Origin of the sequence: Clostridium sp. AM27-31LB (assembly GCF_003480745.1) — a bacterium.
In the GTDB taxonomy this organism is placed as follows: domain Bacteria; phylum Bacillota; class Clostridia; order Lachnospirales; family Lachnospiraceae; genus Butyribacter; species Butyribacter intestini.
Window position 1 is genome coordinate 1 of record NZ_QUJS01000012.1, and the last position, 25226, is coordinate 25226.

Below are 25226 nucleotides of genomic sequence, written 5' to 3' on the forward strand. Positions count from 1 at the left end.
TCTTAGCTGCATTGCAGCTATCCGTGCTACGCACAGATGAGGCGGTAAATTATTGTTTACCATACTTGGAGTGTTTTGACTTGCAGTGCAAGGGTTAGCTGCACCAATTGCTATTTCATCGCTTGTAGTCTTATTTACTGTATCTGTTGTCAAGATAGTGATAAAAGCGAAGGGAGATGACGCCATGGGAAGTAAAGTGAAAGAATTTGTATGTGTAATTTTTGATATTTTATATACTATGAGTGCTAATTTGGCAGGTGGTGCACTGCTAGTCAAAACACTTCAAAGGATGATAATCGTTTAGTTTGCAAAGGAGTAGATAAAGTGGCATATAAAGAAATTGATGAATCTAATATAACATTGATTGATTCAGTTAGTTCTTTTATTGAAATGATAAGACAGGTAAAAGAGACGAAGGAAGCTCAAGACGGAACTTCTACTGAATTGTATTTCAGGGGTCAGGAGACTGAATTTTGGGATATTGAACCGAGTATATTTAGAGATGATATGTTAAGCATTGAACATAAATTGATGCAGATACCATTGCAGAAGTCGCCAACAGAATTTAGGGACTTGAATTCGATGTTTGATATTATGACTAAGTACCAGCATTATGGGATGTGTACTCGTCTTTTGGATTTGACTACGAATCCGTTGGTTGCACTCTACTTCGCATGTAAAAAGCATGGCACAGTAAAATATGTTACGGAAGATGGAGAAGTGGAAAAAGAACCATATGGAGTGATTTATTATACGGACAAATACTATTCATCTCAATCCACAGATATTGAAATTCAAATTGTGTCTGCTTTAGCAAGTTATGATTTGGAAAAAGAAAATACTTTGTCTGATGTTCTTGAAAGATTATATCATGATCGAATTATCGACGAAGGAACAAAGAACAATTGGTTAGTAAATTACGGAGAGTTTGTAAAAATAATACAAAATAACTACATGGTAATGCCAACTTATACAAATGAAAGATTGAGAAAGCAAAGTGGAGTATTTTTACTGACAAGCCTATTTTCTTTTAATAAAGAGAATGAGCTCAAGAATTCTGTTATATCAAAAGCAAAGGGAAAACTAAAAGAAGAATTTAGCGATACGTGTTTTTATATTTCAGGAGAAGATAAAGAAAATATTTTAAAGGAACTAGATCTGTATAACATAAATGAGGCTACTCTATTTCCTGAATTAGAGCATCAACTAAGCTACATAAAGTATGCGAATCGTAATCTTGTTAATCCTGTTACAGATTTTACAAAATATGAAGAAGAGTCTGCAAGCAGTAAGCAGGATATAGGGGTAAAACAACCGGAACTGGAACAATACATTCTTGACAATTTTGATGATCAATTTAAAGGTATTATTGGAGAAGAAGATGTTAAGGAAGTATTAAACATAATAAAAGAACATTTTACTGTTGATTGGTATAAGCGTAATCCAATACTCAGTAAAATAATTATGTCTATTACAGGATATTATTTTAAAAAATATGAATCAAGGGATGTTGCAAAGCAAAAGGCAGAACAGATTGTGACATTATTAAGCCAAATGGTTGAAGATTTTATTACAGCAATGGAGAGAGGTGAATAAAGTGTTAGCTAATTATACGGAAGCTAATTACGAAAATTCAGTTATAGAGCTATTTAGAAATGATTTAGGCTATGAATATGTTTATGGTCCAGATATAGAAAGAGATTTTTACAATCCATTATATGAGGAAGTTATTCTTGATTCTGTGTATCGTTTGAACAGAGATCTGCCTGATGACGCTATTCAGGATGCCTTATTCAAGCTTAAAAATTTTGAAAATGGAGAGCTTGTTCAGAAAAATGCTGCATTTATGGACTATTTGCAAAATGGAATTCCAGTAAGATATTTTGTAGCTGGAGAGGAGCGTTCCTCTATAGTTTATCTTGTTGACTACAAAAATCCTGACAATAATTCATTTATCATAGCGAATCAGTGGACTTTCATTGAAAATAGTAATAAGCGTCCTGATGTAATTCTTTTTTTAAATGGCTTGCCGGTTGTATTGGTTGAGTTGAAATCTCCTTCTCGTGAAGAAACGGATGCTTCGGAAGCATACAGACAGCTTCGTAATTATATGCAGGAAATCCCATCTATGTTTATTTATAATGCCATCTGCGTTATGAGCGACCAGTTGACATCTAAAGCAGGTACAATCACTTCAGGTGAAGATCGCTTTATGGAATGGAAAACGAAAGATGGAGATTATGAGAATACACAGTTTGCACAGTTTGATACTTTCTTTGAGGGGATGTTCAAGAAAGAACGACTACTTGATATTATAAAGAACTTTATTTGTTTTTCAAATGAGGGTATTAACTCATTCAAAATTCTTGCAGGATATCACCAGTATTTTGCAGTTAGAAAAGCAATTGAATCCACAAAACACGCTACTGTTACGGATGGTAAGGGAGGCGTGTTCTGGCATACACAAGGAAGTGGTAAGTCACTTTCTATGGTATTTTATGCACATTTGTTGCAAGAAGCATTGGATAGTCCAACTATAGTTGTTATCACCGATAGAAATGATCTTGATGATCAGCTTTATGGGCAATTTGCAAAGTGTAAAGAATTCTTAAGACAAGAGCCGATACATGCTGAAAGCAGAGAAAACTTAAAGTCTTTGCTTGCCGGCAGACAGGCAAATGGTATTATTTTTACTACAATGCAGAAGTTTGAAGAATCTCACGAAGCTTTGTCGGAGCGAAACAACATTATAGTTATGGCGGATGAAGCACACAGAGGACAATATGGACTGACAGAAACTGTTGATGCCAAAACCGGTAAGATAAAAATTGGAACGGCACGAATTATCAGAAATACTCTGCCTAATGCTACATATATCGGATTTACTGGTACTCCTATTTCATCAAAAGACCGTAGCACTCGTGAAGTATTTGGTGATTATATTGATATTTATGATATGACACAGGCGGTTGAGGATGGAGCAACAAGACCTGTTTATTACGAGAGCCGAGTTATCAAGCTTAACCTTGATGAAGATACTCTTAGGTTGATTGATAGTGAATATGATGTTATGGCTGAAAATGCTGATGGAGAAGTAGTTGAGAAAAGCAAGCGTGAACTAGGTAAGATGGAAGCTGTTCTTGGCAATGATAATACTATCAATTCCCTTGTCTGTGATATTCTTGACCATTATGAGAATAACAGAGAGAATCTTTTAACAGGAAAGGCAATGATAGTTGCTTATTCTCGTTCTATTGCAATGAAGATATACAAGCGTATCTTAGAACTTCGTCCTGCATGGACTGAGAAAGTTGGAGTTGTTATGACTTCTGGTAATAATGATCCGGAAGAATGGAGAAAGATTATTGGCAATAAACATCATAAGGATGAACTTGCTAAGAAATTCAAAGATAATAACAGCCCTATGAAGATAGCAATTGTTGTTGATATGTGGCTGACAGGCTTTGATGTTCCTTCACTTGCAACTATGTATGTTTATAAGCCAATGTCTGGCCATAATCTCATGCAGGCTATCGCTCGTGTAAATCGTGTGTTTCGTGATAAGGAAGGCGGACTTGTTGTAGATTATGTTGGAATTGCATCTGTATTGAAACAGGCAATGAATGATTATACTTCTCGTGATAAAAAGAACTATGGCGATACTGATGTTGCAAATGTAGCATATCCAAAGTTCTTGGAAAAGCTGTCGGTTTGTCGGGATATGTTCCACGGATATGATTACTCGAAGTTTACAGTTGGAACAGACCTTGAAAGAGCAAAAACTATCAGTGGTGCTGTTAACTTTATTATGGACAGAGAAAAAGTAGACGATAAGGACTCGTTTGTAAAAGAAGCACTTATGCTACATCAGGCATTGTCGCTCTGTTCTTCGTTGGTTGATGAAGAAAGTCGATTTGAAGCAGCATTCTTTGAATCGGTACGTGTTCTCGTTCTTAGACTAACAAATACAGGAGTCGGAAAGAAGATTTCTCTTCCAGAAATGAATGCGAGGATAAATGAGCTTTTAAAGCAGAGTATCAAAAGTGATGGAGTTATCAATCTTTTCTCAGATATCAAAGAGGAATTTTCATTGTTTGATCCGAAGTTCCTTGAAGAAGTTGCCAATATGAAAGAAAAGAATCTTGCCGTTGAACTTCTTAAGAAGCTGATTGCAGAACAGGTTTCAGTATATCGCAGAACTAATGTAGTTAAATCTGAGAAGTTTAGTGAAATTATGCAGCGTTCACTTAATGCGTATCTTAATGGTATGTTGACAAATGAAGAAGTTATTGAGGAAATGCTGAATCTTGCAAAACAGATTGCAGCAGCCCAAAAGGAAGGTGATCAGCTTGGGCTTACTGCTGATGAGCTTGCCTTCTATGATGCATTAACGAAGCCACAGGCAATAAAGGATTTCTATGAAAATGAAGAACTGATAGCGATTACAAAAGAACTTGCAGACACTCTACGAAGAAACAAAACAATTGACTGGCAGAAACGAGAATCAGCAAGAGCAAAAATGCGTATGCTTATAAAGAAACTGCTGAAAAAGTACAAGTATCCGCCTGAGGGTATGGAAGATGCAGTTCAGACTGTTATGACACAGTGTGAACTTTGGACAGATAATAATGATATGGGAGAAGAAAAGGTTGTGGATTTTAGAAAAGCCGGATACACATATATGCAAGAAAAAAATGATGTGTTGATGGTGGCTGAGAAAAGAGAGGTATATGGAGATATGGAAACTAAAATAGTTAAAGATTAGTTTGAGATGAAAAGAAAATGTATGATTTGTGCAAAACTAAAATTAGTTTATAAAATAATAAATGATTTTGAAAACAAAGCAGAAGTGTTTAGGGAAGTTTGTGTCAATTATTTTTTATAAGATAATGAAAAGTATTTTGCACGTGGCATAGAAGATATATGTGACAAAAATGGGGGGAGGGGATTATAGTGATATAAGGGATCAAGTATTCAAAATACTTGGTGGAGTATAAAGAAATCATTAAGTGTGTTATAGTATGAATAGATATATGGAGGTAAAATATGGCATTATCACAGCCGAGAGGAAAACAATTAGAGGTATTAGATTTAAAACCAGAAGGACATAATGTTGTTTTGGGTACAGCTGGTAGTGGAAAAACAACATTAGTTATTTATAGAGCGATTTATCTTGCCACTTTGGATGATAAGGAAAGAGTGTTGTTAGTTACTTTTAATACGACACTTGTAAAATATTTAGAGGCTATAGTTGGCTCAGAAATTCCTAGAAACATTGATGTTAGAAATTATCACAAGTTTGCAAGAGGATATTTAGCATATAGAAACAAGATGCCGAGATGGAATGGTATAGTTTCGGGAATGGAAGATGGCGATAATAAAAAGCAACTGTTTGTAAGAAGAGCATTGGAAAAGGTGAAAGCAGAGAATGGAACTAATAGTACATTAAAAAGATCAGAAGAAGTTTTTCTAGAAGAGATAAATTGGATTGAAAAAATGGGAATAAAAACACTTGATGAATATGAGAAAGTTGAACGTGTTGGACGCTTTGATACGCGGATAATAAGAGAAAATAGGAAATATTTTTTTCAAGTATATAAGGCATATCTTGAGGTAAGAAAAGAGGAAGGGTATTTATATGATTGGGAAGATATAGCACAAACAGTATACGAAGAGCTAGATAATGATACGGAAAAGAGAATGTATAAGCATATTATAGTGGATGAAGGACAGGATTTATCACCTATAATGCTTAAGTCACTTGTTAAAGCTATTCCGGAGGATGGAACATTTACTTTTTTTGGTGATGTTGCACAACAAATTTATGGATCACGATTGTCGTGGAGAGAAGCTGGATTAAAAATAGTAAAAAATAAGATATGGTATTTTGATCGTAATTATAGAAATAGTAAAGAAATTGCTAAATTTGCAGTAGCTATTTCAAAATCAAAATATTTTGAAGATAAGCAGGATTTGGTAGAACCAGTATTACCTACAGCGTCGTCTCCATTGCCTGCAATTGTAAAATGCAAAGATGAAGAGACGGAGTTAGAGTGGATAGTAGAGACGGCGATAAGAATGTTTGGAAATCAGAGCATTGCAATTTTGGTTAGAAACCGAGAACTAGTTGATTTAGTAGAGGAAAAGTTGAGAACAAAAAAGATTATTCCACAAATTCTGAAAAATCGGATGGGAGTATTGGATTTAAATGCAAAAATTTCAATAGGAACTTTTCATTCAGCTAAGGGATTAGAATTCGATATGGTATTTTTACCTTTTTGTTCTGTGAAATATCTGCCATCAGAAGAAAGAATTTTAGCAAATGAGGGCAGAGACGAAGCATTAAAGGAAGAAGCAAAATTATTATATGTAGCTATAACAAGAGCAAAAAGAGGATTAATATTATCGTATACGGCAGAAAAAACAGAGCTATTGTTAGAAGTAGATGAATCGTTGTATGATGAGAGGGAATTAAAATGATAGATGAAATATATAAGGAAATTACAAAAAGAAATATAACTAGGCTATGTCATTTTGTTCATACAAATGTACTTTTACATATATTGAACAACAATGAAGGTGTTAAAGCTGTTGATTTTATAAATCAAGATGTTTTGATTCAAAATGATAAATTGCGATTAGATGGCAAAACGGAATATATTAATTGTTCTGTCCAATATCCCAATTGGTGGTACTTACGTAGAGTAAAAGATAATAACCCTATATTTTCAGATTGGGCAATCCTATTTATTGATCCTATAGTTGCTACTATTGAAACGACACAATTTTGTAAGGTTAATGCAGCTACTCACTATGGTGCATATATTTATAAAGGAGTAGAAGCATTTCGAGAAATGTTTTCAGCAAATGTAGGAAGGCAAAATAGGACAATTGATATGTTACAGAATGCACCTACAGATGATCAAGCAGAAGTGTTAGTTTATGAGAGTATTCCAGTATCAATGATTAAAGGAATAGTATTTGAAAATGAGAAAATTGCAAGACAAAAAATAGTTGAATGGAAGGTAATGGGATTTCCTAAAATCGATGTGTTTATTTCACCAGAATTATTTGATGTATCAACAAGTGGAAAAATAAGAAGTGGAGTAGAACCAGTAGTAAGACCATATAGGGAGGAAAAAAATGAGTTGTTCTAAAAAGGAAAAATATACAGGGGCGTTAATTGGAGCAGCAATAGGTGACGCATTGGGGTGGCCAAATGAACAAAATAGTAAAAACATTAGAAAGAATAGAAATAGCATAAGAACATATGTGGAGTGGAATCGTCGTGCAGGCGGAAAATACTGGCCACATGAAGAAAAAATTTGTGCGGGTGAATATAGTGATGATACACAACTAATTATTGCCACTGCTAGAAGTTTATTAAGAGGTCGTCAATGGAGTAATTTTTTTCGCAAAGCAGAATTACCAGCGTGGTTGAAGTATGAAAGAGGAGGCGGAGGAGCAACCAAGAGGGCGGCACAAAAGTGGGCTAACAATATATTTCCGTGGGATGAGAAAAGCAATTCACCTTTAGAAATAAAGGATTACTTTATGGCTGGTGGAAATGGAGTTGCAATGAGAATCCTTCCACATATATTTAGAAATGAAGAAAATGCCGAAAAAATCATGGAACAAGTTGTTTTAAATGGAATGTATACTCATGGACATCCACGAGCATTGATAGGGGCTATGTTATATGCGATGGCAGTGAGAACATTGATACAACAGGATGTTGTGTTAAGTTATGGAGAATTGATAGATGTATTAATAGAAGAGAAACAATGGAGTAAACTTCCAGAGGTGAACAATATTGCTATATGGAAAAGTGAAGCTGAAAGATATGCACAATATGATTATGACCGAATGTGGAATGAATGTGTAATAGAAACAATAAATTATTTAAAAATTGCAAAAGAAGCATTAAATCAAGGCATTTTGGATTTAAGAGATGATACTCTTCAAAAATTGGGATGTTATAATTCGAAAATAAATGGTGCGGGGAATGTCTCAGCGGTAGTTTCAATCTATTTATTTTCTAAGTATGCGGATGATCCTGCAATGGCAATATATGAGACTGCGAACTTAAGTAATGCAGATACAGATACATTGGCATCCATGGTTGGTGGATTGGCTGGTGCTCTAAACGGCAAAGATTGGATTCCAATAGAGTTAAGGGGAGTACAAGACTATTCATTATTTGAATACCTTGTAGAGCAAATGATGGATGAAAAGTGTGATTTCCTCAATAGCGATAAAAAATATAAGTTATTTAATAATGAGAAAATGGCAACATTGAAAATAGGAGAAAGTATAGAGTGTCTTCCTTTTGGAGAGATAACACTAAAGGAGATAAGAGAAGATAAACCGAAACGAGCAGACATGTATGTAAAGGTATATATATGGAAAACAGCATATGGACAAACAATTTTCTCGAGGAAAATAGGGAAAAAAGCATTAAATTTAGAACAGAGCGTACAGTATGAAGTAAACGAAAAACATAGTTCAGAAATTTTGTTTACGGTACAAAATTTACGTGACATTAAACAGATTTTAATTAAAGTATCTGATGCCAATGATTTTGTTGAAATTTTATGTGAGATTATGAAAATGAAGGAAGAAAATAGAATTTCAAAAGAACAAATTGATGGGATGAAATCAAAGTGGAGGCAGTATAAGATGACAAAGAAGCAGATCGTAAATATATATGAGTTGTTGTAATTGTCGGTAATGAATTATGTATAATAGTTGTGAAATAAAAACAAAGTTACTAAATACAGTGGTATAAGTCTGTGATTTAGGGGAAGTGATTACTATAATAATTAAATGATCCTAGGAAAAATTATAGGAAGGTGAATGCAATGACGATTGAAGAAATTTTATCAAAGGAAGAAAATCAGACATTTGATAGAAAAAGTATAAATATTTCTCCTAAGGATTTAGCAATACCGATTGTTGCATTTGCTAATGCGGATGGCGGAGATATTGCAATAGGTATAACCGATAAGACAAAAAGAATTGAAGGCATTGATTTTGAAACCAAGAAGTTAAATGAACTTCTAAGAGTGCCATTTGATTTCTGCAATCCGACTATTAAAGTTGGAATAGAAAAAGTTCCGTGTGTTGATGAAAAGGGAAGAGAGAATCATGTACTTGTAATGCATATTGATGCAAGTCCACAAGTGCATGCAAATCAGGCAGATGATGTATTCTTAAGAGTTGGTGATAAATCTAAATTGCAGACATTTGAGGAACGTCTTCAGCTTAATTATGATAAGGGAGAACGGTACTTTGAAGATAAGGCTGTGCCTGATGCTACGATAGATGATATAGATATGGACTTTGTAAAAGAATATACAGATAAGATTGATTATGGGAAAAGTCCATTGGAATATCTCAAAGAAAACAAAGGGTTCATAAAAGAAAAAGATGACGAGATTCAAATTAGTACAGCTGCAATTTTGTTATTTGGAAAGAATCCGCAAAATTTCTTCCCTCGTGCAAGGATTCGTTTTATACGTTATGAGGGAACAGAAGAAAAATTTGGAACACAAATGAATGTTATAAAGGATGTCATCTTTGAAGGCACACTGCTTAATATGATAAATGAAGCAATTGCATATTTGGATACGCAGGTAAAAGAAAAAACATATCTTGGACCGGACGGAACATTTGTTACAGATGAGGAATATCCTAAGTTTGTCAGACAGGAATTGATTGTAAATGCTGTTACTCATCGTGCTTATAGTATTACCGGTACAGATATTCAGATAAAAATGTTTGATGACCATATAGTAGTTGAAAGTCCTGGGAAACTTCCGGGACTTGTAAGGGCAGACAATATACGTTTTACACATTTTTCCAGAAATCCTAAGATTGCAGAGTTTTTAAAGAACTATAAATTTGTAAAAGAATTTGGCGAAGGTGTTAATCGTATGTGTAATGAGTTGGAGCAGGTGGGACTAAAAGATCCTGTTTATCATACAAATGCTTTTATGTTGCAAGCGGTTATTTATAATTCAAAAGTTGGAAAAATTATTGTTGAAAAAACTGCTGATTCATTAAAAAAATTGGCTGTTGCAGTCAATAAGTCGTTGCTTGATTGCCAAAAGCCGGCGATTGGAGAAGAAAAGTCGGCGATTGACGATAAAAAATCGGCGGTTGATAGGATAAAGTCGGCGATTGAGCAGCAAAAATATAATGAACCTTCGAAAGCAAATATTCTTAAGGTGTATGATGAAATAGAGAAAAATCAAATTTTTGGAACAAAAGAAATAAAAGAAATTCTTGATTGCTCACCATCCACAGCAAGAGCAGTCATGACAAAACTTAGAGACATGAAAGTTGTTAAAGCGGTGAATGGTAAAGGAAAGGGAAAGTATGTATTCATAGAATAAAAATGAGGTATAGAGTATTGATGAATGTAAAAGCTCTATGTGTTGAAGTCATGAGAATGTAAAAACTGAATTGGTTAAAGGCACAAATTTGGTTTAAGTAACTCTTATAATGAAGATGGGGAATGTCATAGAAAATGTCGTAGAAATGTCATAGAAATTTTGAGAAAAATCAAGTGGCTAAAATCAGAATATTCTAAGAAAAAGCTTTCTAAAGAGAGACGATTAAAGAGCTTTCTGAAAAACGAATATTTCAAAGTTAGTCTCAACGAAGTCTCGCTAGATTTGAGACTGAGTGAGACTCTATGATATAGCAAAATGCGATAAAACCGGGATTTGCAGGTAAATTATAAAGTTGTAGTCTCAAGACAGTCTCATTTTTGAAATCGTTTGTTGAGACTAACATGAGACTGAGGAGGTTCAAAATCATGGACATAAGTAAAAAAGATTGGAAGCTATTTCGAGAAAGATTATCAGGCTGGCAGGAAAATTATATGGAAGGTCTTGTTAAAGAGTATGCAAATTTTCTGAATGATGATAAAAAGCCTGCATCAGAGAAATTCTGGGAACTTGAAAAACGGATAAAAGAAGATAAACGTCATCTGGGAGTTGTCATGGAACTGAAAAAATCAGAGGTAATATGGGATATTGTTCGTCTCATTAGACTGAAAGTAATTACATATAATGATTTATCAGACTTTAGTGATGAATTACAGAATGAAGTAAAAAGAATACTTGAGATGAGCAGGTGATACATATGGAGATTGGTGCAACAAAAGCAGTTCAAGATCGACTAAAAACAACAAAGATTGAAGAAAGCAAAGGTGCTTCACTTGTGTTCTGCTGGGACACACATTTGACGAAAATAAAAGGAAGAAATGTCTTGTTTATTGTGAATGCCAGTAATCGTTATACAATAGCAATGACAGATATTGAACCAAGAAACTGGAATTACTATACAATGTATATCTGCAGTGTGATTCATGGCGTGATGCAGGAAATGGGATATTCCGAGGAACAGATAGGGCAGTATTTTAAAATGTCAGGCGATACAACTGTAACAAAAATTCATGGTAGGAAATCGGTTGGTGGCATTAACAGAATGGTAATGGATGCACAGTATTTTGGTAAGAAGCTGGAGAAAGAAGCAAAGTATCAATGGGAACTTAATGAATATCTGAACAGAGATATCTGCCAGCCAGAGGGATTTGATGCGTATGGATATCCGAGTGAACTTTTTAAATTAGACATGGAACGACTAGGGATTGCTGCTAAGAGAAAGCCAGCAAAGGTAATTGATTTCGCTCAGTACATAGAAAACAATCGTGGTACTAACGATTAGTACCACAAAATTTTTCCTTGCAGAAATATCGCTTGGAGATTATAATTTCCATAGGTGGACTTACAAACCGACAGAAATTTATTCTGTGAATGGTAAACGAACCTGCAAGCCACCGGAACTACACACAATAATGAAAAAATGCAATGGTACTGGATTGGTACTAAAAATATGTGAAACGAAAAATAATGTGTGGAAAAGGTGTAGAATAACAATACAAAATAGTATAGATAACCATATTGAAATAACCTAAATCAAACCAGACTCTGCGAGTTTGAATAATGTAAATGTTAAAGGGCAATATGGTTTATCGTCTTTAGGGCAAAAAACTATATCGTCAACAATAAAATAAAAAGTATCAGAGACCATAAGATGAGTCAAAGTATTCCTCATCTTACGGTCTCTTTTATTTTTATTTCATAGTAGCCGAAAGCCTTGTAAAATCAATGTTTTATGAATTATGAGAAAGAATTTAAGCAAGAGCTGCATATATTGCTTTTGATTGTTCAAGGGCAGTCACCTTTATCTATAAGAGGATGGTATCCGCATTCCGGTATTGGATGCAGATGGAAATCAGAAATTAGATTCTCGTAACCGTAAACAATGGAAACGTGAGGTTACCGATGCAACAGGATGAAATAATCCGAAAAACTGTGAGTTGTGGCGAAGTGAGTGGGCGAAGGAATGTAATCTGCATTTAAAGAAGGAACAGCAGATTGACCATCGATCTTATGAGCGGCAAGGAAAGATTGAAATACCGACCATTCATGAGGGAGCAGATGCAAGAAAGATTGAGGAAAAATATCATTTAGGACAGTTTGCATCCGCCTCTTGGAAAGTAGAGGAAAATCGAATTATTGGAGAAGAAGGACGGAGAAATTCAGATATTGAAAGAGAAAAAGCAGATGATGAAAGACGAAAATCAGCAATGGAAAGAATTAGTGGAGACGTTGAACTACGAAAATCGGTTATTGCAGAGACAGAACGAGGAATTGTTGAACTGCAGAACCGACTAGAGAAAGCGATGGATGTAGATGAACGACTTAAGAAGCTCAAAGCAAGACGAGCGGATGGAGGAAATGCTGGATGTGTTGGAGAGCATGGAGAAGGAACTGACACAGAAAGATATAATTCTCTAGAAGAAGGACAACGAGATACAAATACTGCAAGGGCAACTGAACGAATTGCTGAACTTATGCGAGAAGCTGAACAGCGAGAACAAAGCCGAGAACGTACAAGTCTTAAAGAACGAATTGAAGCAAACAAGAGAATTGTTGCAGAGCGAGAAAGAGAAAAAGAAAAGAGCCGACAGCATAATAGAGGAATGTCAAGATAAACTACGACAAGCTGAGCAGGAAAAGGAATATGCATTAACACATCAAAAGAAAGTGGAGATACCGGTTGAAAAGCCGGTACTCTACGAAAGGTGCCGAAATTGTGACCGCAAGGCATATCAGCAGGCGAAAGAGCGGTATGAGCATCAAAGAAATGGACTGGAAAAGAAGTATAAGGCAAAGGCTGTTGGATTTGATGCAATGCTTATAGTTTTATTGTGGTATGCAATCATGACGACAGTATTTGCTGCAATGAGATCTGGGATATTTTTAGGCGATTTTACAGCATTTTTCGAGGTACTATGGAATGATATTTGTCAGTCTTGCAAATGGATTGTCGGTGTTGCAAAGGCGTTGGCACAGGTGGGAGATAGGATGCCGAATGAGATGATAGCGATTATAGTGCATTGGTTATTGTTTATTATAGTAATTGCTGGAGTTGCGGGAGTTATAGGTGTACTTATAGTAATTATAGAAAAGAAAGTTACGAAGGCATATAGAGAGAATTGTTGGGAAGTGATTAGCGTTGGTGTGGCAGTAATAAGTCTAGCTGTGGCTGTATATTTTGGAGATTGGATAAAGTTTTTTGTAAAGTTGAATCTCGTTGCTTTATTGTTATTAGTTCAGGCAGTATATGTTGGAATCAGAGCGTATGTGAAAGGTTGTAAAAGAGCCAGAGGCTATTATTGATGCTAAGGTGTGAGAAATATCGCAGAAAGGTGGATAAAAGTTATGGGAAAATTGGAGAAAGTTATTGTAGAGAATGGAATTACTTATGTGCTGGGCGAGGATGATATTTATTATCCGGATTTACAGTTGCCAGAGGGAACAAATTATAATATCGGAAAGTTTGGACATATGAGATGTGAGTATCTGAAGGAGTTCAGACATGGATATTATATGGAGATGTTGCTTGAAGGAAAGTTGAATGAATATCTGCATGATATTGATGAGGAATGTCATGAGACGCTGGATAGGATTGTGGAAAAGATGAAGGAGAAACAAGGCGTGACAGAGCAGTTAAAAGCTGAGAATCAGATGCTGTGGGTAGGGAAGATGAATAATATTATTGCTTGTGCGGAGGCGGTTGTGGTGAGAGAGGTGGTGTATGTGTGATTTGGGGCAGCCTGGAGGCTGCCTTTTTGCTATATGATATATTGTTAAATTTATAAAATTAAATATTTTTTATGAAAAAAAGTTGCATAAAAAATATTTAATGATATAATAATGATAAGTAAATAGAAAAAGTGACTTGGAGGAATGAGCCATGATTATAGAGGTAAGAGCAAAAAACTGTTATGCATTTGAGGATGATATTACATTTTCAATGAAAGCAGATATGCGAAATAAAAAATTTGGAGCAAATGTTCACAAAGAGAATAATTTTAATGTCCTTAAAACGATAGGAATATATGGACCAAACAATGCCGGTAAAACATGTCTAATCAAGTGCATTAGGGCAATAAGAAATGTACTTTTAAATAAGAAGAATGGACTGATGCCGAATATTTTTACTGATAGTGATGTATGCGAGTTAGGTGTTACATTTATGGCATCTGGAAGAAAGTTCTCTTATGATTTTAAGTACGACGCAGAAAAAGAAGAATATATATATGAGTCATTTTCGGAGATATTTAAAGATCAGTACAACAACGAAAAGGAAGTTTGTTGGTTGAAAAAGGATACTGTTAGTGAAGCATACGAGTGTATTGATGAATCTGTTCAGACTATGATTTCTGTTGTATCGAAGAATAATTTGTTATGCTATGTGGTAGATTCAAGTAAATTCGAACATATCAACGTGATGAAGCAGATTCTTGTCGGATTTGCAGAAAAAATTGATATCATCAATATGAATAATATACCTATGCAGCACACGATTGAACTTATGAAGAATAAGAATCAGTTACAGCAAAAGGTTGTTGAGTTCATAAAAGATGCTGACTTATATATGGATAATTTTGAATATGTGGACATGGATAAGATACAACTGAAAACTGGTGAAGGTGACGAAAAGCCAGATGAGAAAGTACTTGATATTTCAAAGAATATTATGGATCAAATCAGATTGGTTTCCACTTATAAGGGAGTCCATGTGCCAAGTATGATGTTTGACTCTACAGGAACAAAGAAGATTGCAGCTATTGCCAGCTATGTAATTGAAGCACTTGAACAAGGCAGGATTTTAGTCGTGGATGAGTTGGATAGCAGTATTCATTTTAAGCTTACCAGGGCGATAGTTGCGATGTTTAATAATGAGTTGAATACAAGTGCACAGATGATATTTACAGTTCATGATATAAATCTTATGGATTGCAAGAGAATGTTCCGAAAGGAACAGATTTGGTTCGTTCATAAGGATGAAGAAGGTGTATATGTATATTCACTTGCTGATTTTACTGCACAGCAGGGAGTGAGAGACACGACAGATGTTATGGAAAAATATAGGAAAGGTGCACTTGGCGCTTTACCAGATCCAGAGTTGATTAACTCATTGCTTAGTATTAAAAGTGATGTAAAGGGGGATGATGCCGATGCCAAATAAGCTCCCTAAGTTTTTGGATAACCATAAAATCTGTATTATCTGTGAAGGTAATGAGGAATATGAGTATCTAAATCGATTAAAAAATTTAAAAGTATGGAACCAACAATATGATATTTCATTGGTCAATGCTGGTGGAAATGGTAATATCCCGGCGAGGTATCAGGACCGATATCAAAATAGGGCAGATGAACTTGTGCTTGTGTTGATTTGTTATCTTTTACTCTGACAGGGAAACCTTTAGATAATATGTAAGTATTCAATTAGGCAATAAATAATGAGAATAACAATATTGTATTATTAGGATCATGCAAGAGAAGGAGGATTTGAAATGTCAAAATTAAACATAGATCAACAAACAATAAAAGAGTTGTTTTCAAATAAAAGAGCGGATTTTTTAATCCCAGATTATCAAAGACCCTATGCATGGGAGAAACCGGAATGTCAAGCGTTGTGGGATGACATATTTATATTTGCATTCCCGGAAAATGACTATACGAAATTTGATAGTGATAACGATGAGTATTTTTTAGGACCGATTGTAACTTTTAAGAATGATAATGGAAAACTGGAAATTATTGATGGACAGCAGAGGCTGACAACATTGATGCTACTACTTAGAGCGTTCTATTCAAAATTTGGAAATATGAAGGATCCATATGCGATAAAAACGAGTGAAGATATTTCAACTTGTATTTGGAAGACAAATGAATTTGGACAACCAGATAAGAATAGGCTAAAAATTGATTCAGAGGTATCAACTGATGATGACAAGGAAGAATTTTTGACTATTTTGAAAACAGGAATTGTGGATGGCTCACAAAAGAGCAAATATGCTCGTACATATAGATTCTTTCAAGAGAAGATTAATGAGTTTTTGCAGGAATATCCAGCATATTTTGCCTATCTTCCAACGAGAATATTAAACAACTGCATTTTATTACCAATCGAAGCAGAGTCACAGGACACAGCACTTCGTATATTCTCAACATTGAATGATAGAGGAAAACCACTATCTGATACAGATATTTTCAAGGCACAGTTTTACAAACATTATAGCAGTCTTGGGAAAAAGGATGAGTTTATCAGACGGTGGAAAGATTTAGAGGCAGTCTGTGACGACATTTTTGCTGCACCTTCAGGCTCCCCCATGGATGAGCTTTTTACGAGATATATGTATTTTGAAAGAGCAAAGCAAGGAATAAAAAATACTACAACAGAGGCACTCAGAAAATTTTATGAGAAAGATTCTTATGCAATTTTGAAGAATAATGATACTTTAGATAACCTTGAATGTTTGGCAGAATTTTGGAGTAAAGTATCAGTACAGGACGAGAAATTTTCTGATAGGGTATTGAAAAAATTGTTTGTCTTGAATTATGCACCGAATGGTATGTGGACATATCTGGTATCGGTGTATTTTATGCAGTATAAGGATGTTGATGGCTCGCTAAACGAAGATAAATTTTTTGAATTTTTAAATAAAATCACAGCTTTCATATTTGGATATGCATTTATTAGACCAGGTGTAAATGCGTTAAGAAGTCCGGTTTATCCAGAGATGATAAATATTGTTTCTGATCTTCCGGTTACATTTTCAGGATATAAGTTTGAAGAAGATACTGTAAAAAATATTATGAGCAGTTATGTGTTCACGAATGGTAGACCAATTACTAAATCAATTCTTGCTTGGTGGGCATATACGGATCAAAATCAGGAACTTATGTCGCTGGATACAAATTTAGAGATAGAACATATTTATTCAAAGAAACGACAGGAAAATGAAAACTCTTTAAAAGAAAAGAGTAGTTTAGAGTCTTTGGGTAATAAGGCACTTTTGGAGAAAAATATTAATATTAGAGCTTCAGATTATAGATTTACAGATAAAATCAAATATTATCAGGGGTATACATCTGCGAATGGAAAACTGAAGCATGGAACAAAAGTGCATGAGTTACTAAAATTATCAAATGAGAAAAGTGATTATACAGAACAAAATATTGTAGAGAGGAAGGAAAGTATTATAGAAGGATTCTTACAATATCTTAAAGATAATGAACTTATTGGATAAATATTGTCTAAGACTAGGAGGTACAAATAAAATGATATCGCATGGATTATTAATATGTAGTTTTTTTATGAAGAAAAAGTATTCAAGAACTGAAGATGAAATTTTAGCATTAAATGGGTCATATGAATATGATGAAGTTACATATGATAATATTTTTTCTCTATTTAGTGGATTTTATGATAATTATACTGAATTAGCAGATGATGAAAAGTTAATGAAGATGTTTTCGATAGACAGAGGTAGCATAAAAAGAGATGTTAGAGAAGATTATGTCGCAGAGAGTGGGATAATACATGCGGGATCTTATGGAACAGAGTCGGATATAACAAATAAAACTACTAAAAGAGTAGTCTACCGACGGAATCAGGATGATGCGGATATTAAACAGTTTCATTACATGATTTATGTCCCAAATGATGTAGAAGGAAATGAAATTGTTAAAGGGATGTTACTGTTTGAAACAATTGGAACCTTTGGAGTTAAGACAATATCTGTAAATAATATGAAAAAATTTTTCTCTGAAAAATATGGACTAACAATGGAAACGAGAAGTATTTCAGTGAGAATATTTATAGAAAATCTGCTTAAAAAGGATAAGTTAAAAAAAGTTACATTAATCAAAAACTCAGTGTCAAGAGATCCATCGGACAATATGTTTTTAAATATAGGAAGGGAAGAAAAAACATATATCAAACCTACACTTAAAGAAAGCTGGATTACCAAATTATTAGAACATTTAGATGGACGTAGTAGCGAAGATATTTTTGAAATAAATGATGAAGTATATGAAGATATTCAGCTTTCTTTTTTGCATGCTGGCAGAACAAAAACGGTTAGACTTAATAATATAGATAAATTTAGTATGGTAGAGGATGTTCCGGATTATGTTTTTATTGATGACAGAAATGGTGGTAAAAAACTAATAGAATATATGGAGCAAACAGCTAATAATTATGCTTCAAAAATGATATTTGTAAGGAACTAGCAGATTGGAGGTGTTACAAATGAAAGAGAGTACCCTTGGTTTAGTTTTGATGACTATATCATTTTTTCTGATTTCTTTGGGATTATTCCGAAGAAATTCAAGCTTTGTTGAACTTAGAAAAGTTTTTCTAGAACACATGGCACTATTTAAAAACGCAAGATATCAATATTTAGTTTTTTATATTTATCCGTTGATTATGTCAATTGGAATTTCAATTTTGTATGTTGCAGAAAAAGAGATGTATAAAGACATTACTGTGGTAGTAAGTATTTTTATTTCGATGTTACTTGCCATTTTAAGTATTATTACAACTAAAGATTTGTCGAAGTATGAATCAAATCAGCAGCAAAGAATAAAAGCGGTTATTAAGGAAACAAGTAATGCTATTGTATTTTGCACTGCAATTAGTATTTTCATCATTTGTGTTTCTCTTATTATGACTGCGATTGATTTTGATAAATATCAATATTTGGCAAAAGGAGTAGCAGTAGTCATTTATTATTTATTATTGGTGCTACTTTTGAACATATTGCTAATAGTAAAACGAATGGGAAAACTATTGTCTTAGCAGTGTTATGTATAAGATGATTTTTTAGGCATGCAATAATTCATTTTATATATAATTAAAGAGTAGCAAATTAAATGATATGATCGTTTTATTTCTTACATTAATATGATGAGTATGTGATTCAAGTTATAAGAAATGCTTTTTAGTTTAGGTTGCAATGAATGTAACTACGAGATATAATATCAACATGGCAACAGTTTGGCAACAACCATTCAGTAGGTCAAAATAATCATTGTAATTTATATAAAAATATGCCCCATATTCAAATGAAACTTAAACAAAATAAGTTAATTTAATTTTGGGACATAAAGAGTTTGAATAACGGACTAAAATGCCGAAAGCCTGTATTTATGTGGGCTTCCGGCATTCGTTTTATCAAATGACTCTAGTTTGGCTCTATTTGTGGGCGGAGTAATGTATAATCATTGCAGAGTAGATGCAGACAGCTATAGCTGAGAACAGCCGGACGGCACTTGACCAGAATGAATATGAGAGAGGATATGCTGACCTTACCGAAAGATATAATACCATCAAAGCAGATTATGACAAGATTTCAGAACAGATTGAAAGCAAAAAGGCTCAGAGAGAATTATTCAAGGGATTCATCCGGGCATTGGAAAAGCAGGGTGCGTTGTTAGAAGAATTCGATGAGGGACTTTGGAGCAGCCTTGTTCAGGAAGTGGTGGTAAAGTCAAAGGATGATATACTATTCATCTTTAAGAACGGATTTGAAATAAAAACGAGATAAATTAAATCCTGACACACATATTATAATAGAAGAAAAAATTCAGAAATTTGATTATAAAAGGTCAGATTCGTCAGTAACCATCGGGCTTGACGGGTTTGACCTTTTATATTGCAGAAATACAACTTTTACACATTGACAAATATTTAGGGATGTGATATAAGATAGATATTTGTCAATGTGAGGTGAATGACTATGAATGCGGAAAAAGTTGCAGTGGTTTGTAAAGCATTGGGAGATGCGAATAGACTTGAGATTGTACAAATGCTGTCTGATGGTGAAAAATGCGGTTGTAAGATATTGGAGAGGTTTGAGATTACACAACCTACTCTTTCACAATGAGAAACATCCTATGCTAGATATACCAGATGATTTTATTGGGGATGGCAATGAGGGAATGTTTGTATTTCAGAAAGAAATGTAAGATTTGAATTTTGACAAGGATTAACAGAATGGTAATTCGAGAATATATGTCATCAGATGCAGGTGCGTCTGGATAAACTTTATGATGAGATAGAGGAAATTGAAACTTTCATTGAAGCAGTGGAGACAAGACTGTATAATATTAAGCAGGAAAAGATATCCGGTGATAATGTGTATCAGTTCTTATTATTCTTCGATAATCTGTACGACAGATTTGCAGATATGGAGAAGAAGATATTTATGAAGAGCTTCCTCGAGGAAGGAAATATCTATGAAGCAGAACAAGAGGATGGCAGGATTTTAAGAAGTCTCAAGTTCCGTTTTCCTGTATTTTTCAATGAACAGGAATTATATGAACTTGATTGGGACAATGAAAGTACCGTTGAATCTGTGCTCCTTATGAGACGGGCAAAGCGGTAATTGAACAGAGTTAGGAGAGAAAAAACGTATGAATCCAATTGTTTCGTTGTTTATGTTTAGTTGTGGTGATTATGAGAAAGTAAAACAGGATGTATGGGAAGAAAACTGGAAAGCCATGCGGCTGTATTCTGTTGTGGCACTTGTTGCCTTTGGAGTCATAACGCTGGTGAGTGTGTTTTCTCTGAGTATCGGAAAATTTAAATGGGTGTATCTGGTCTATACGTTCCTTTCTTTGGTCTATTTTTGCATTTCTCGTTGTCAACTTAGAAGCTTCTTTGGGAAAAAACTGGTTGTATACAGCTTTTTTGCCGTGCTGCTGCTGTTCGGCATTATTACGGGAACGCTGATTACACCGGAGGAGTTCACTGTCAACTACATTGTGTTCATGGTGGCAGCACCGCTGCTGTTTACCGCCAGAACGGCGGTAATGAACGGGCTGATTCTGAGCAGTATGCTGCTCTATATCGGACTTGCTTTCTTTGCGCAGCACAACCCAATTCTATCCAAAAACCTAGCGGATGTTATTCTGTACGGGGTGCTGAGTATGCTTCTGACTGCCACGGTGATGCGAAGAAAGCTCCAGAGAATCCTGTACCATAAGGAAATGGAAACATTGGAAGTCAGCAAGCGCAAATCGCAGGAACGAATCCTGAATTACGAGAGATTCCTCACGGACATGGTTCGGTATGCCGCTTCAGAAGAAAATCCGGACAAAGTACTGAATCAACTGGTGGAGTATATCGGACAGCGTGTGACCGCCGATCGAGCGTACATCTTTGAACAGAATGACCGCGGGACGTTTGACAACACCTACGAGTGGTGCAAAGCGGGCGTACCCAAAAAAAAGATAACTTGCAGGATGTGCCGTATGAAGGCGTCATTGAAACATGGTTTGCACAATATCAAGATTCCAACAATGTCATCATCCATGACATTGAAGAATGCAAAAAAACAAGCGAAGCCATCTATGAACGGCTGAAACTTCAGGGTGTCAATACCCTTGTGACAGAGCCAATCAAAATCAACGGCAAGATGGTCGGATTCTACGGTGTGGACAATCCTCCCAAAGAGAAACTGCATGAGATCTCGAATCAGATAAATATGATCGAGTTTATGATCTCTTTTATGATAAGACTGCGCAATAATGCAGATGTACTGGAGCACAGTGCATTATATGACCAGCTCACAGATTGTAAAAACAGAAAAGCACTGGATTGGGCGTACACAGAAAAGCTGGAGAAGTACTTTCCCCTGGCGGTTGTCATGTGCGACCTAAATGGTCTAAAGGAAATAAATGACCAAAAGGGACATGACGCCGGTGATAAATTCATTGTGCAGGCCGCACAGACGCTGAAATCTGTGTTCGGAAAGCGTCATGTGTATCGGCTTGGCGGAGATGAGTTCATTGCGGTTCTGCCAAACATCACACATCCGGCGTTTCAGAAACTACTGGAAACGGCAAAAAGCCAACTGGGTGCTACTGCGTCCCTCGGTACGTCGATAAGCGGCACAAAGGACACGGATTTTGAGTCGCTTCTGAAGGCCGCAGATGCGGAAATGTATGAAAACAAGAAGCAATACTACATCGTGACAGGAAAAGATCGGAGAAAGCACAGCTTGTGAGAGGGAAAGACCGTGAACCTGATAATTGAATTATAAAAAAAGGAAGAGATATTAACTCTGGCATGTTGATATCTCTTTTTTCGTGAAAGAAAAGACTACTCTGCAATTGTCCATAAAATGAAGAGTAGCCTGATCCAATGCCCGGATGGAGGGTGATGCATCTCCTGTATTTAGGGGGGCAAAAGGGGGTGCAATCGTTTCCTTGTATCAAAATGGTGGTTACGATGAATCTCGTAACTACCATTTTGATACAATTCAACGCATTATGATAGTGGGAAAAGGGCAGAACATGCGGTGTTTCAGCCGTTTCGAGTGGAAATTTGGCATCAGGTGGGATATTGAGTTTAATCTTATTTTAGAGAGAAAAGAGTTAGTTGCATACCCTTTTAACGATATATGGCGAATCGTTAAAAGATACGTGAGCGGAGTTTTGCTTTTTAAGAAAAAAGTGACATATTTTTCGTTCACAAGACATATATATTATAAGGGGGTGTTTGCGATGAAACGAAGGCAAATTATAGCAGATGAAAGATGGAAGGTGTACATAAAAGATAACGGTATTTGTCAGATATGCGGAAAGCCACTGACATACGAGGAGATGACTATTGATCATATCATTCCGCTGGTTCATGGCGGAGTAAATCAGATATCTAATTTTCAATGCGCATGTAGATCATGTAATCAATTCAAGCAGAATTTTTCCCAAACAGAATTTTACGAAATGATAACAGAGATATATTGGTATCAGACCAAAATGAAATGCGGAGCAGACTTTACGGAAAAGTTGAATAGGCTATTGCTGGCAAAGTGATAAGCTGGACCGGGACAGGAGAAAATATGTGATGAAAAATAGAAAATTGAAAGTATATGAAACGGAATACCAGATTAATAATCCGGATGGTTTGGGGTATTGTAGGAAAAAAAGTGTTTCTATCCCGCAGATTCGATTGCAAGGAAAATGGTTACAGGAATGCGGCTTTGAACCAGGAAGTCAAGTGCAGATTCAATGCGAATGTGGTAAACTGGTAATAACTAAAGAATCGTAGTCAGGAGGGCTGCATAGTGGAGAATCAACTGGGAAAAAATATAAGACATCTTCGAGAAGTAAATGGGGAAACATTAGAAGAGCTTGGGAGTAAAGTATTTTTGAGTAAAACGACTATCAGTGGATATGAGGCAGGAAGAAGAAAACCTGATTTTGATAAACTGGTTGTTATAGCAAAGCACTTTGGGAAGACTGTTGATGAACTTTTACATACGGACTTAACAGGGATACAAGCAAGTGACATCAATGATAAATCTGTTTCAGATATCATAGAAATCTACAGAAAAATATTTCCATTATTCTCATCGGAGGAGACCATGAGAAATAGCAGATTCAGGAGTGCATATCGTCTTTGTGAGAAGGTTCTGGAAGCATTTGCCAAAGGTGAAAATTTGAGGGGGCATATTGTAGATGATATTTGGGATTGCTTTTTGCATGCAGTAGATGAAACAGAAGCACTGGAAGCTGTAGCCAATCTCGTGTGGTCTATATTTCTTTGGTGGTCACAGATCAACGATATACAGAAAATGTTAGCTTTGCAGAATAAGCTGCAGTCCAATCGGATTGATATGAAAGGGGTCATACAGAAATATCAGGAGACTCAGAGAACTGCTGAAGTGAGTGAGAAGAAACAAGCCTTTCGTCAGGATTTTAAAGAAATGATTACGGAGGCAATAAAGGCGTTAAAATCGGACACAGAATGGGCAGAGCTGGGGGATTATTATTTGGCTCTCACATTTCTTTTCGACATGGTTGATACTGAGTTATCCTCAGAATTCAACATAACAATCGGGAAGCAAATGCTGGTAGCATATGCAGAATTGGGAAATACATATGCACTTCAGTTTCTGGCTACAGTATTTGAGCTTTGAGCGTAAGTACGCGAAGCGCGAATTCCAAAGATTCCGAAATGTGTTATGGTTTAGAGAGAAAACATAAGGAGGATAGGACCATGGATGAAGCTAAAAAAATGGAAACGAGTGAAGAAGCTCCAAAAGAGCAAAAAGCACTTATTCGCTGGATCAAGGAGCATAAAAAAGAAATTGCTATTGCGGGAGTAAGTATCACTGCATTGGTGGGACTCGTTTTAGGAATCAAAAATAAAGAGGCAATGGAAGTTTTCTGGAATGCACTAAAGAATAATGATCCGAAAATACCGATAAAGACCGAGGATCCAAGAATCACAGAACAGGTAAGAAATATTGAAAGTGTTGTGATTCCGATGCACAGAGAATATAAAGAGCCTTTTGATGTGGGTTTCCATATTCGAAATCTTCATGAGGGGTGGAAAGCTTCACCAGAAAAACTGGCAAAGGCAGCAGCCTATGGAATTGAGCTTTTGCCGGGGCAAACTCTGGTTGAGGGTTACACAAAAGGCGAGGTCACATAAAATGAAAATGAGGCTACAATTGGAGCAGCCTCATACAAATAGATTCATTTATTATCGGATAAGAGTATCAGCATTCGATCCAAAACAGAAAGTACCACTTCGGCTTCATTGCGTTTTGCATAAGCCCCGCTATTAAAATGATCTTCTCGGGGAATCATAGAAAAGAGGGCACAGCAGAGATCGTAGTCAGCTCCTGGTAAACGTTTCAGTTCTTCGCCATAATTTACAGGTTTGGTGATGAGATAGTCGCAGTAGTTGTATTTCGTATCTGAGATACCTTCATTTACATAAAGAGCTTTGGTAATCAAACCAGCATCAATGACATCTAATTCGTCAATTTCAAAAAA

At 35.5% G+C, this 25226-nt stretch carries 24 protein-coding genes and 1 pseudogene; 24 read left to right on the forward strand and 1 reads right to left on the reverse strand.

Annotated features, from left to right (window positions below; translation table 11 throughout):
- Window positions 1-324 precede the first annotated feature (324 nt).
- The 24 genes and pseudogenes from DW721_RS14370 (at window position 325) to DW721_RS14495 (ending at window position 24879) form a co-directional block, all read left to right on the forward strand.
- Window positions 325-1596 carry an FRG domain-containing protein gene (locus DW721_RS14370; protein ID WP_118746127.1) on the forward strand — a complete coding sequence of 424 codons (1272 nt, stop codon included), beginning with the start codon at window positions 325-327 and terminating at the stop codon, window positions 1594-1596.
- Between the two features lies 1 nt (window position 1597).
- Window positions 1598-4765, forward strand: coding sequence for a type I restriction endonuclease subunit R (locus DW721_RS14375; protein WP_118746128.1), 3168 nt, complete (start codon window positions 1598-1600; stop codon window positions 4763-4765).
- A 281-nt stretch (window positions 4766-5046) separates the two neighbouring features.
- Complete coding sequence (locus DW721_RS14380; RefSeq protein WP_118746129.1) at window positions 5047-6480, forward strand: 3'-5' exonuclease; 1434 nt, start codon at window positions 5047-5049, stop codon at window positions 6478-6480.
- Complete coding sequence (locus DW721_RS14385; protein ID WP_118746130.1) at window positions 6477-7157, forward strand: DarT ssDNA thymidine ADP-ribosyltransferase family protein; 681 nt, start codon at window positions 6477-6479, stop codon at window positions 7155-7157. Before DW721_RS14380 ends, DW721_RS14385 begins: the two co-directional genes overlap by 4 nt.
- On the forward strand, window positions 7144-8721 hold the full coding sequence (locus DW721_RS14390) for an ADP-ribosylglycohydrolase family protein (RefSeq protein WP_118746131.1): 1578 nt from the start codon (window positions 7144-7146) through the stop codon (window positions 8719-8721). The genes DW721_RS14385 and DW721_RS14390 overlap by 14 nt, the downstream gene beginning before the upstream one ends.
- A gap of 140 nt (window positions 8722-8861) precedes the next feature.
- Window positions 8862-10397, forward strand: coding sequence for an ATP-binding protein (locus tag DW721_RS14395; protein WP_118746132.1), 1536 nt, complete (start codon window positions 8862-8864; stop codon window positions 10395-10397).
- A 425-nt stretch (window positions 10398-10822) separates the two neighbouring features.
- Window positions 10823-11146, forward strand: a complete 324-nt coding sequence (locus DW721_RS14400; RefSeq protein WP_118746133.1) for a hypothetical protein — start codon at window positions 10823-10825, stop codon at window positions 11144-11146.
- Window positions 11147-11151: 5 nt separating this feature from the next.
- The gene (locus DW721_RS14405) at window positions 11152-11736 is read left to right on the forward strand and encodes a hypothetical protein (RefSeq protein WP_118746134.1); all 585 of its coding nucleotides are present in this window, start codon (window positions 11152-11154) and stop codon (window positions 11734-11736) included.
- Between the two features lie 646 nt (window positions 11737-12382).
- Window positions 12383-13069, forward strand: a pseudogene (locus DW721_RS14410) (MobA/MobL family protein); the annotation flags it as partial.
- Window positions 13008-13757: a DUF6040 family protein gene (locus DW721_RS14415; protein WP_118746136.1), complete on the forward strand. Its 750-nt coding sequence runs from the start codon at window positions 13008-13010 to the stop codon at window positions 13755-13757. The pseudogene DW721_RS14410 and the gene DW721_RS14415, both read left to right, overlap by 62 nt.
- 42 nt (window positions 13758-13799) lie before the next feature.
- On the forward strand, window positions 13800-14183 hold the full coding sequence (locus tag DW721_RS14420) for a TnpV protein (RefSeq protein WP_118746137.1): 384 nt from the start codon (window positions 13800-13802) through the stop codon (window positions 14181-14183).
- Between the two features lie 151 nt (window positions 14184-14334).
- Window positions 14335-15612, forward strand: a complete 1278-nt coding sequence (locus DW721_RS14425; RefSeq protein ID WP_118746138.1) for an ATP-binding protein — start codon at window positions 14335-14337, stop codon at window positions 15610-15612.
- A 328-nt stretch (window positions 15613-15940) separates the two neighbouring features.
- The gene (locus DW721_RS14435; RefSeq protein WP_118746139.1) at window positions 15941-17680 is read left to right on the forward strand and encodes a DUF262 domain-containing protein; all 1740 of its coding nucleotides are present in this window, start codon (window positions 15941-15943) and stop codon (window positions 17678-17680) included.
- A gap of 31 nt (window positions 17681-17711) precedes the next feature.
- Window positions 17712-18665 carry a hypothetical protein gene (locus DW721_RS14440; protein WP_118746140.1) on the forward strand — a complete coding sequence of 318 codons (954 nt, stop codon included), beginning with the start codon at window positions 17712-17714 and terminating at the stop codon, window positions 18663-18665.
- Between the two features lie 19 nt (window positions 18666-18684).
- Window positions 18685-19233, forward strand: coding sequence for a hypothetical protein (locus DW721_RS14445; RefSeq protein ID WP_118746141.1), 549 nt, complete (start codon window positions 18685-18687; stop codon window positions 19231-19233).
- Between the two features lie 436 nt (window positions 19234-19669).
- Window positions 19670-19981 (forward strand): hypothetical protein, encoded by a 312-nt coding sequence (locus DW721_RS14450; protein WP_118746142.1) that lies wholly within the window; start codon window positions 19670-19672, stop codon window positions 19979-19981.
- A 261-nt stretch (window positions 19982-20242) separates the two neighbouring features.
- Entirely contained in the window at window positions 20243-20320 is a 78-nt protein-coding gene (locus tag DW721_RS16715; protein ID WP_347560401.1) for an ArsR family transcriptional regulator, read from the forward strand.
- Between the two features lie 138 nt (window positions 20321-20458).
- Complete coding sequence (locus tag DW721_RS14465) at window positions 20459-20821, forward strand: hypothetical protein (protein WP_118746144.1); 363 nt, start codon at window positions 20459-20461, stop codon at window positions 20819-20821.
- Window positions 20822-20849: 28 nt separating this feature from the next.
- Complete coding sequence (locus DW721_RS14470; RefSeq protein WP_118746145.1) at window positions 20850-21800, forward strand: hypothetical protein; 951 nt, start codon at window positions 20850-20852, stop codon at window positions 21798-21800.
- Between the two features lie 23 nt (window positions 21801-21823).
- On the forward strand, window positions 21824-22444 hold the full coding sequence (locus DW721_RS14475) for a GGDEF domain-containing protein (protein ID WP_118746146.1): 621 nt from the start codon (window positions 21824-21826) through the stop codon (window positions 22442-22444).
- Between the two features lie 145 nt (window positions 22445-22589).
- Entirely contained in the window at window positions 22590-23255 is a 666-nt protein-coding gene (locus tag DW721_RS16270; RefSeq protein WP_207665630.1) for an HNH endonuclease, read from the forward strand.
- Between the two features lie 31 nt (window positions 23256-23286).
- On the forward strand, window positions 23287-23490 hold the full coding sequence (locus tag DW721_RS14485) for a SymE family type I addiction module toxin (protein WP_118746147.1): 204 nt from the start codon (window positions 23287-23289) through the stop codon (window positions 23488-23490).
- 16 nt (window positions 23491-23506) lie between these two features.
- Window positions 23507-24361: a helix-turn-helix transcriptional regulator gene (locus DW721_RS14490; RefSeq protein WP_182436341.1), complete on the forward strand. Its 855-nt coding sequence runs from the start codon at window positions 23507-23509 to the stop codon at window positions 24359-24361.
- 80 nt (window positions 24362-24441) lie between these two features.
- Entirely contained in the window at window positions 24442-24879 is a 438-nt protein-coding gene (locus tag DW721_RS14495; RefSeq protein WP_118746149.1) for a hypothetical protein, read from the forward strand.
- A 44-nt stretch (window positions 24880-24923) separates the two neighbouring features.
- On the opposite strand, the gene DW721_RS16505 is transcribed toward DW721_RS14495, so the two are convergent.
- Window positions 24924-25187 (reverse strand): hypothetical protein, encoded by a 264-nt coding sequence (locus DW721_RS16505; RefSeq protein WP_243036039.1) that lies wholly within the window; start codon window positions 25185-25187, stop codon window positions 24924-24926.
- Window positions 25188-25226: the final 39 nt, after the last annotated feature.

What these genes read in the sequence shown, in the direction of transcription:
- DW721_RS14440 (WP_118746140.1), top strand. Translation starts at nt 17,712, where the DNA reads ATGATATCGCATGGATTATTAATATGTAGTTTTTTTATGAAGAAAAAG.
- DW721_RS14425 (WP_118746138.1), top strand. Translation starts at nt 14,335, where the DNA reads ATGATTATAGAGGTAAGAGCAAAAAACTGTTATGCATTTGAGGATGAT.
- DW721_RS14400 (WP_118746133.1), top strand. Translation starts at nt 10,823, where the DNA reads ATGGACATAAGTAAAAAAGATTGGAAGCTATTTCGAGAAAGATTATCA.
- DW721_RS14390 (WP_118746131.1), top strand. Translation starts at nt 7,144, where the DNA reads ATGAGTTGTTCTAAAAAGGAAAAATATACAGGGGCGTTAATTGGAGCA.
- DW721_RS14435 (WP_118746139.1), top strand. Translation starts at nt 15,941, where the DNA reads ATGTCAAAATTAAACATAGATCAACAAACAATAAAAGAGTTGTTTTCA.
- DW721_RS14470 (WP_118746145.1), top strand. Translation starts at nt 20,850, where the DNA reads ATGAATCCAATTGTTTCGTTGTTTATGTTTAGTTGTGGTGATTATGAG.
- DW721_RS14450 (WP_118746142.1), top strand. Translation starts at nt 19,670, where the DNA reads ATGCAGACAGCTATAGCTGAGAACAGCCGGACGGCACTTGACCAGAAT.
- DW721_RS14405 (WP_118746134.1), top strand. Translation starts at nt 11,152, where the DNA reads ATGGAGATTGGTGCAACAAAAGCAGTTCAAGATCGACTAAAAACAACA.
- DW721_RS14380 (WP_118746129.1), top strand. Translation starts at nt 5,047, where the DNA reads ATGGCATTATCACAGCCGAGAGGAAAACAATTAGAGGTATTAGATTTA.
- DW721_RS14395 (WP_118746132.1), top strand. Translation starts at nt 8,862, where the DNA reads ATGACGATTGAAGAAATTTTATCAAAGGAAGAAAATCAGACATTTGAT.
- DW721_RS14445 (WP_118746141.1), top strand. Translation starts at nt 18,685, where the DNA reads ATGAAAGAGAGTACCCTTGGTTTAGTTTTGATGACTATATCATTTTTT.
- DW721_RS14495 (WP_118746149.1), top strand. Translation starts at nt 24,442, where the DNA reads ATGGATGAAGCTAAAAAAATGGAAACGAGTGAAGAAGCTCCAAAAGAG.
- DW721_RS14465 (WP_118746144.1), top strand. Translation starts at nt 20,459, where the DNA reads ATGCAGGTGCGTCTGGATAAACTTTATGATGAGATAGAGGAAATTGAA.
- DW721_RS14420 (WP_118746137.1), top strand. Translation starts at nt 13,800, where the DNA reads ATGGGAAAATTGGAGAAAGTTATTGTAGAGAATGGAATTACTTATGTG.
- DW721_RS14385 (WP_118746130.1), top strand. Translation starts at nt 6,477, where the DNA reads ATGATAGATGAAATATATAAGGAAATTACAAAAAGAAATATAACTAGG.
- DW721_RS16715 (WP_347560401.1), top strand. Translation starts at nt 20,243, where the DNA reads ATGCTGTCTGATGGTGAAAAATGCGGTTGTAAGATATTGGAGAGGTTT.
- DW721_RS14485 (WP_118746147.1), top strand. Translation starts at nt 23,287, where the DNA reads ATGAAAAATAGAAAATTGAAAGTATATGAAACGGAATACCAGATTAAT.
- DW721_RS16270 (WP_207665630.1), top strand. Translation starts at nt 22,590, where the DNA reads ATGGAGGGTGATGCATCTCCTGTATTTAGGGGGGCAAAAGGGGGTGCA.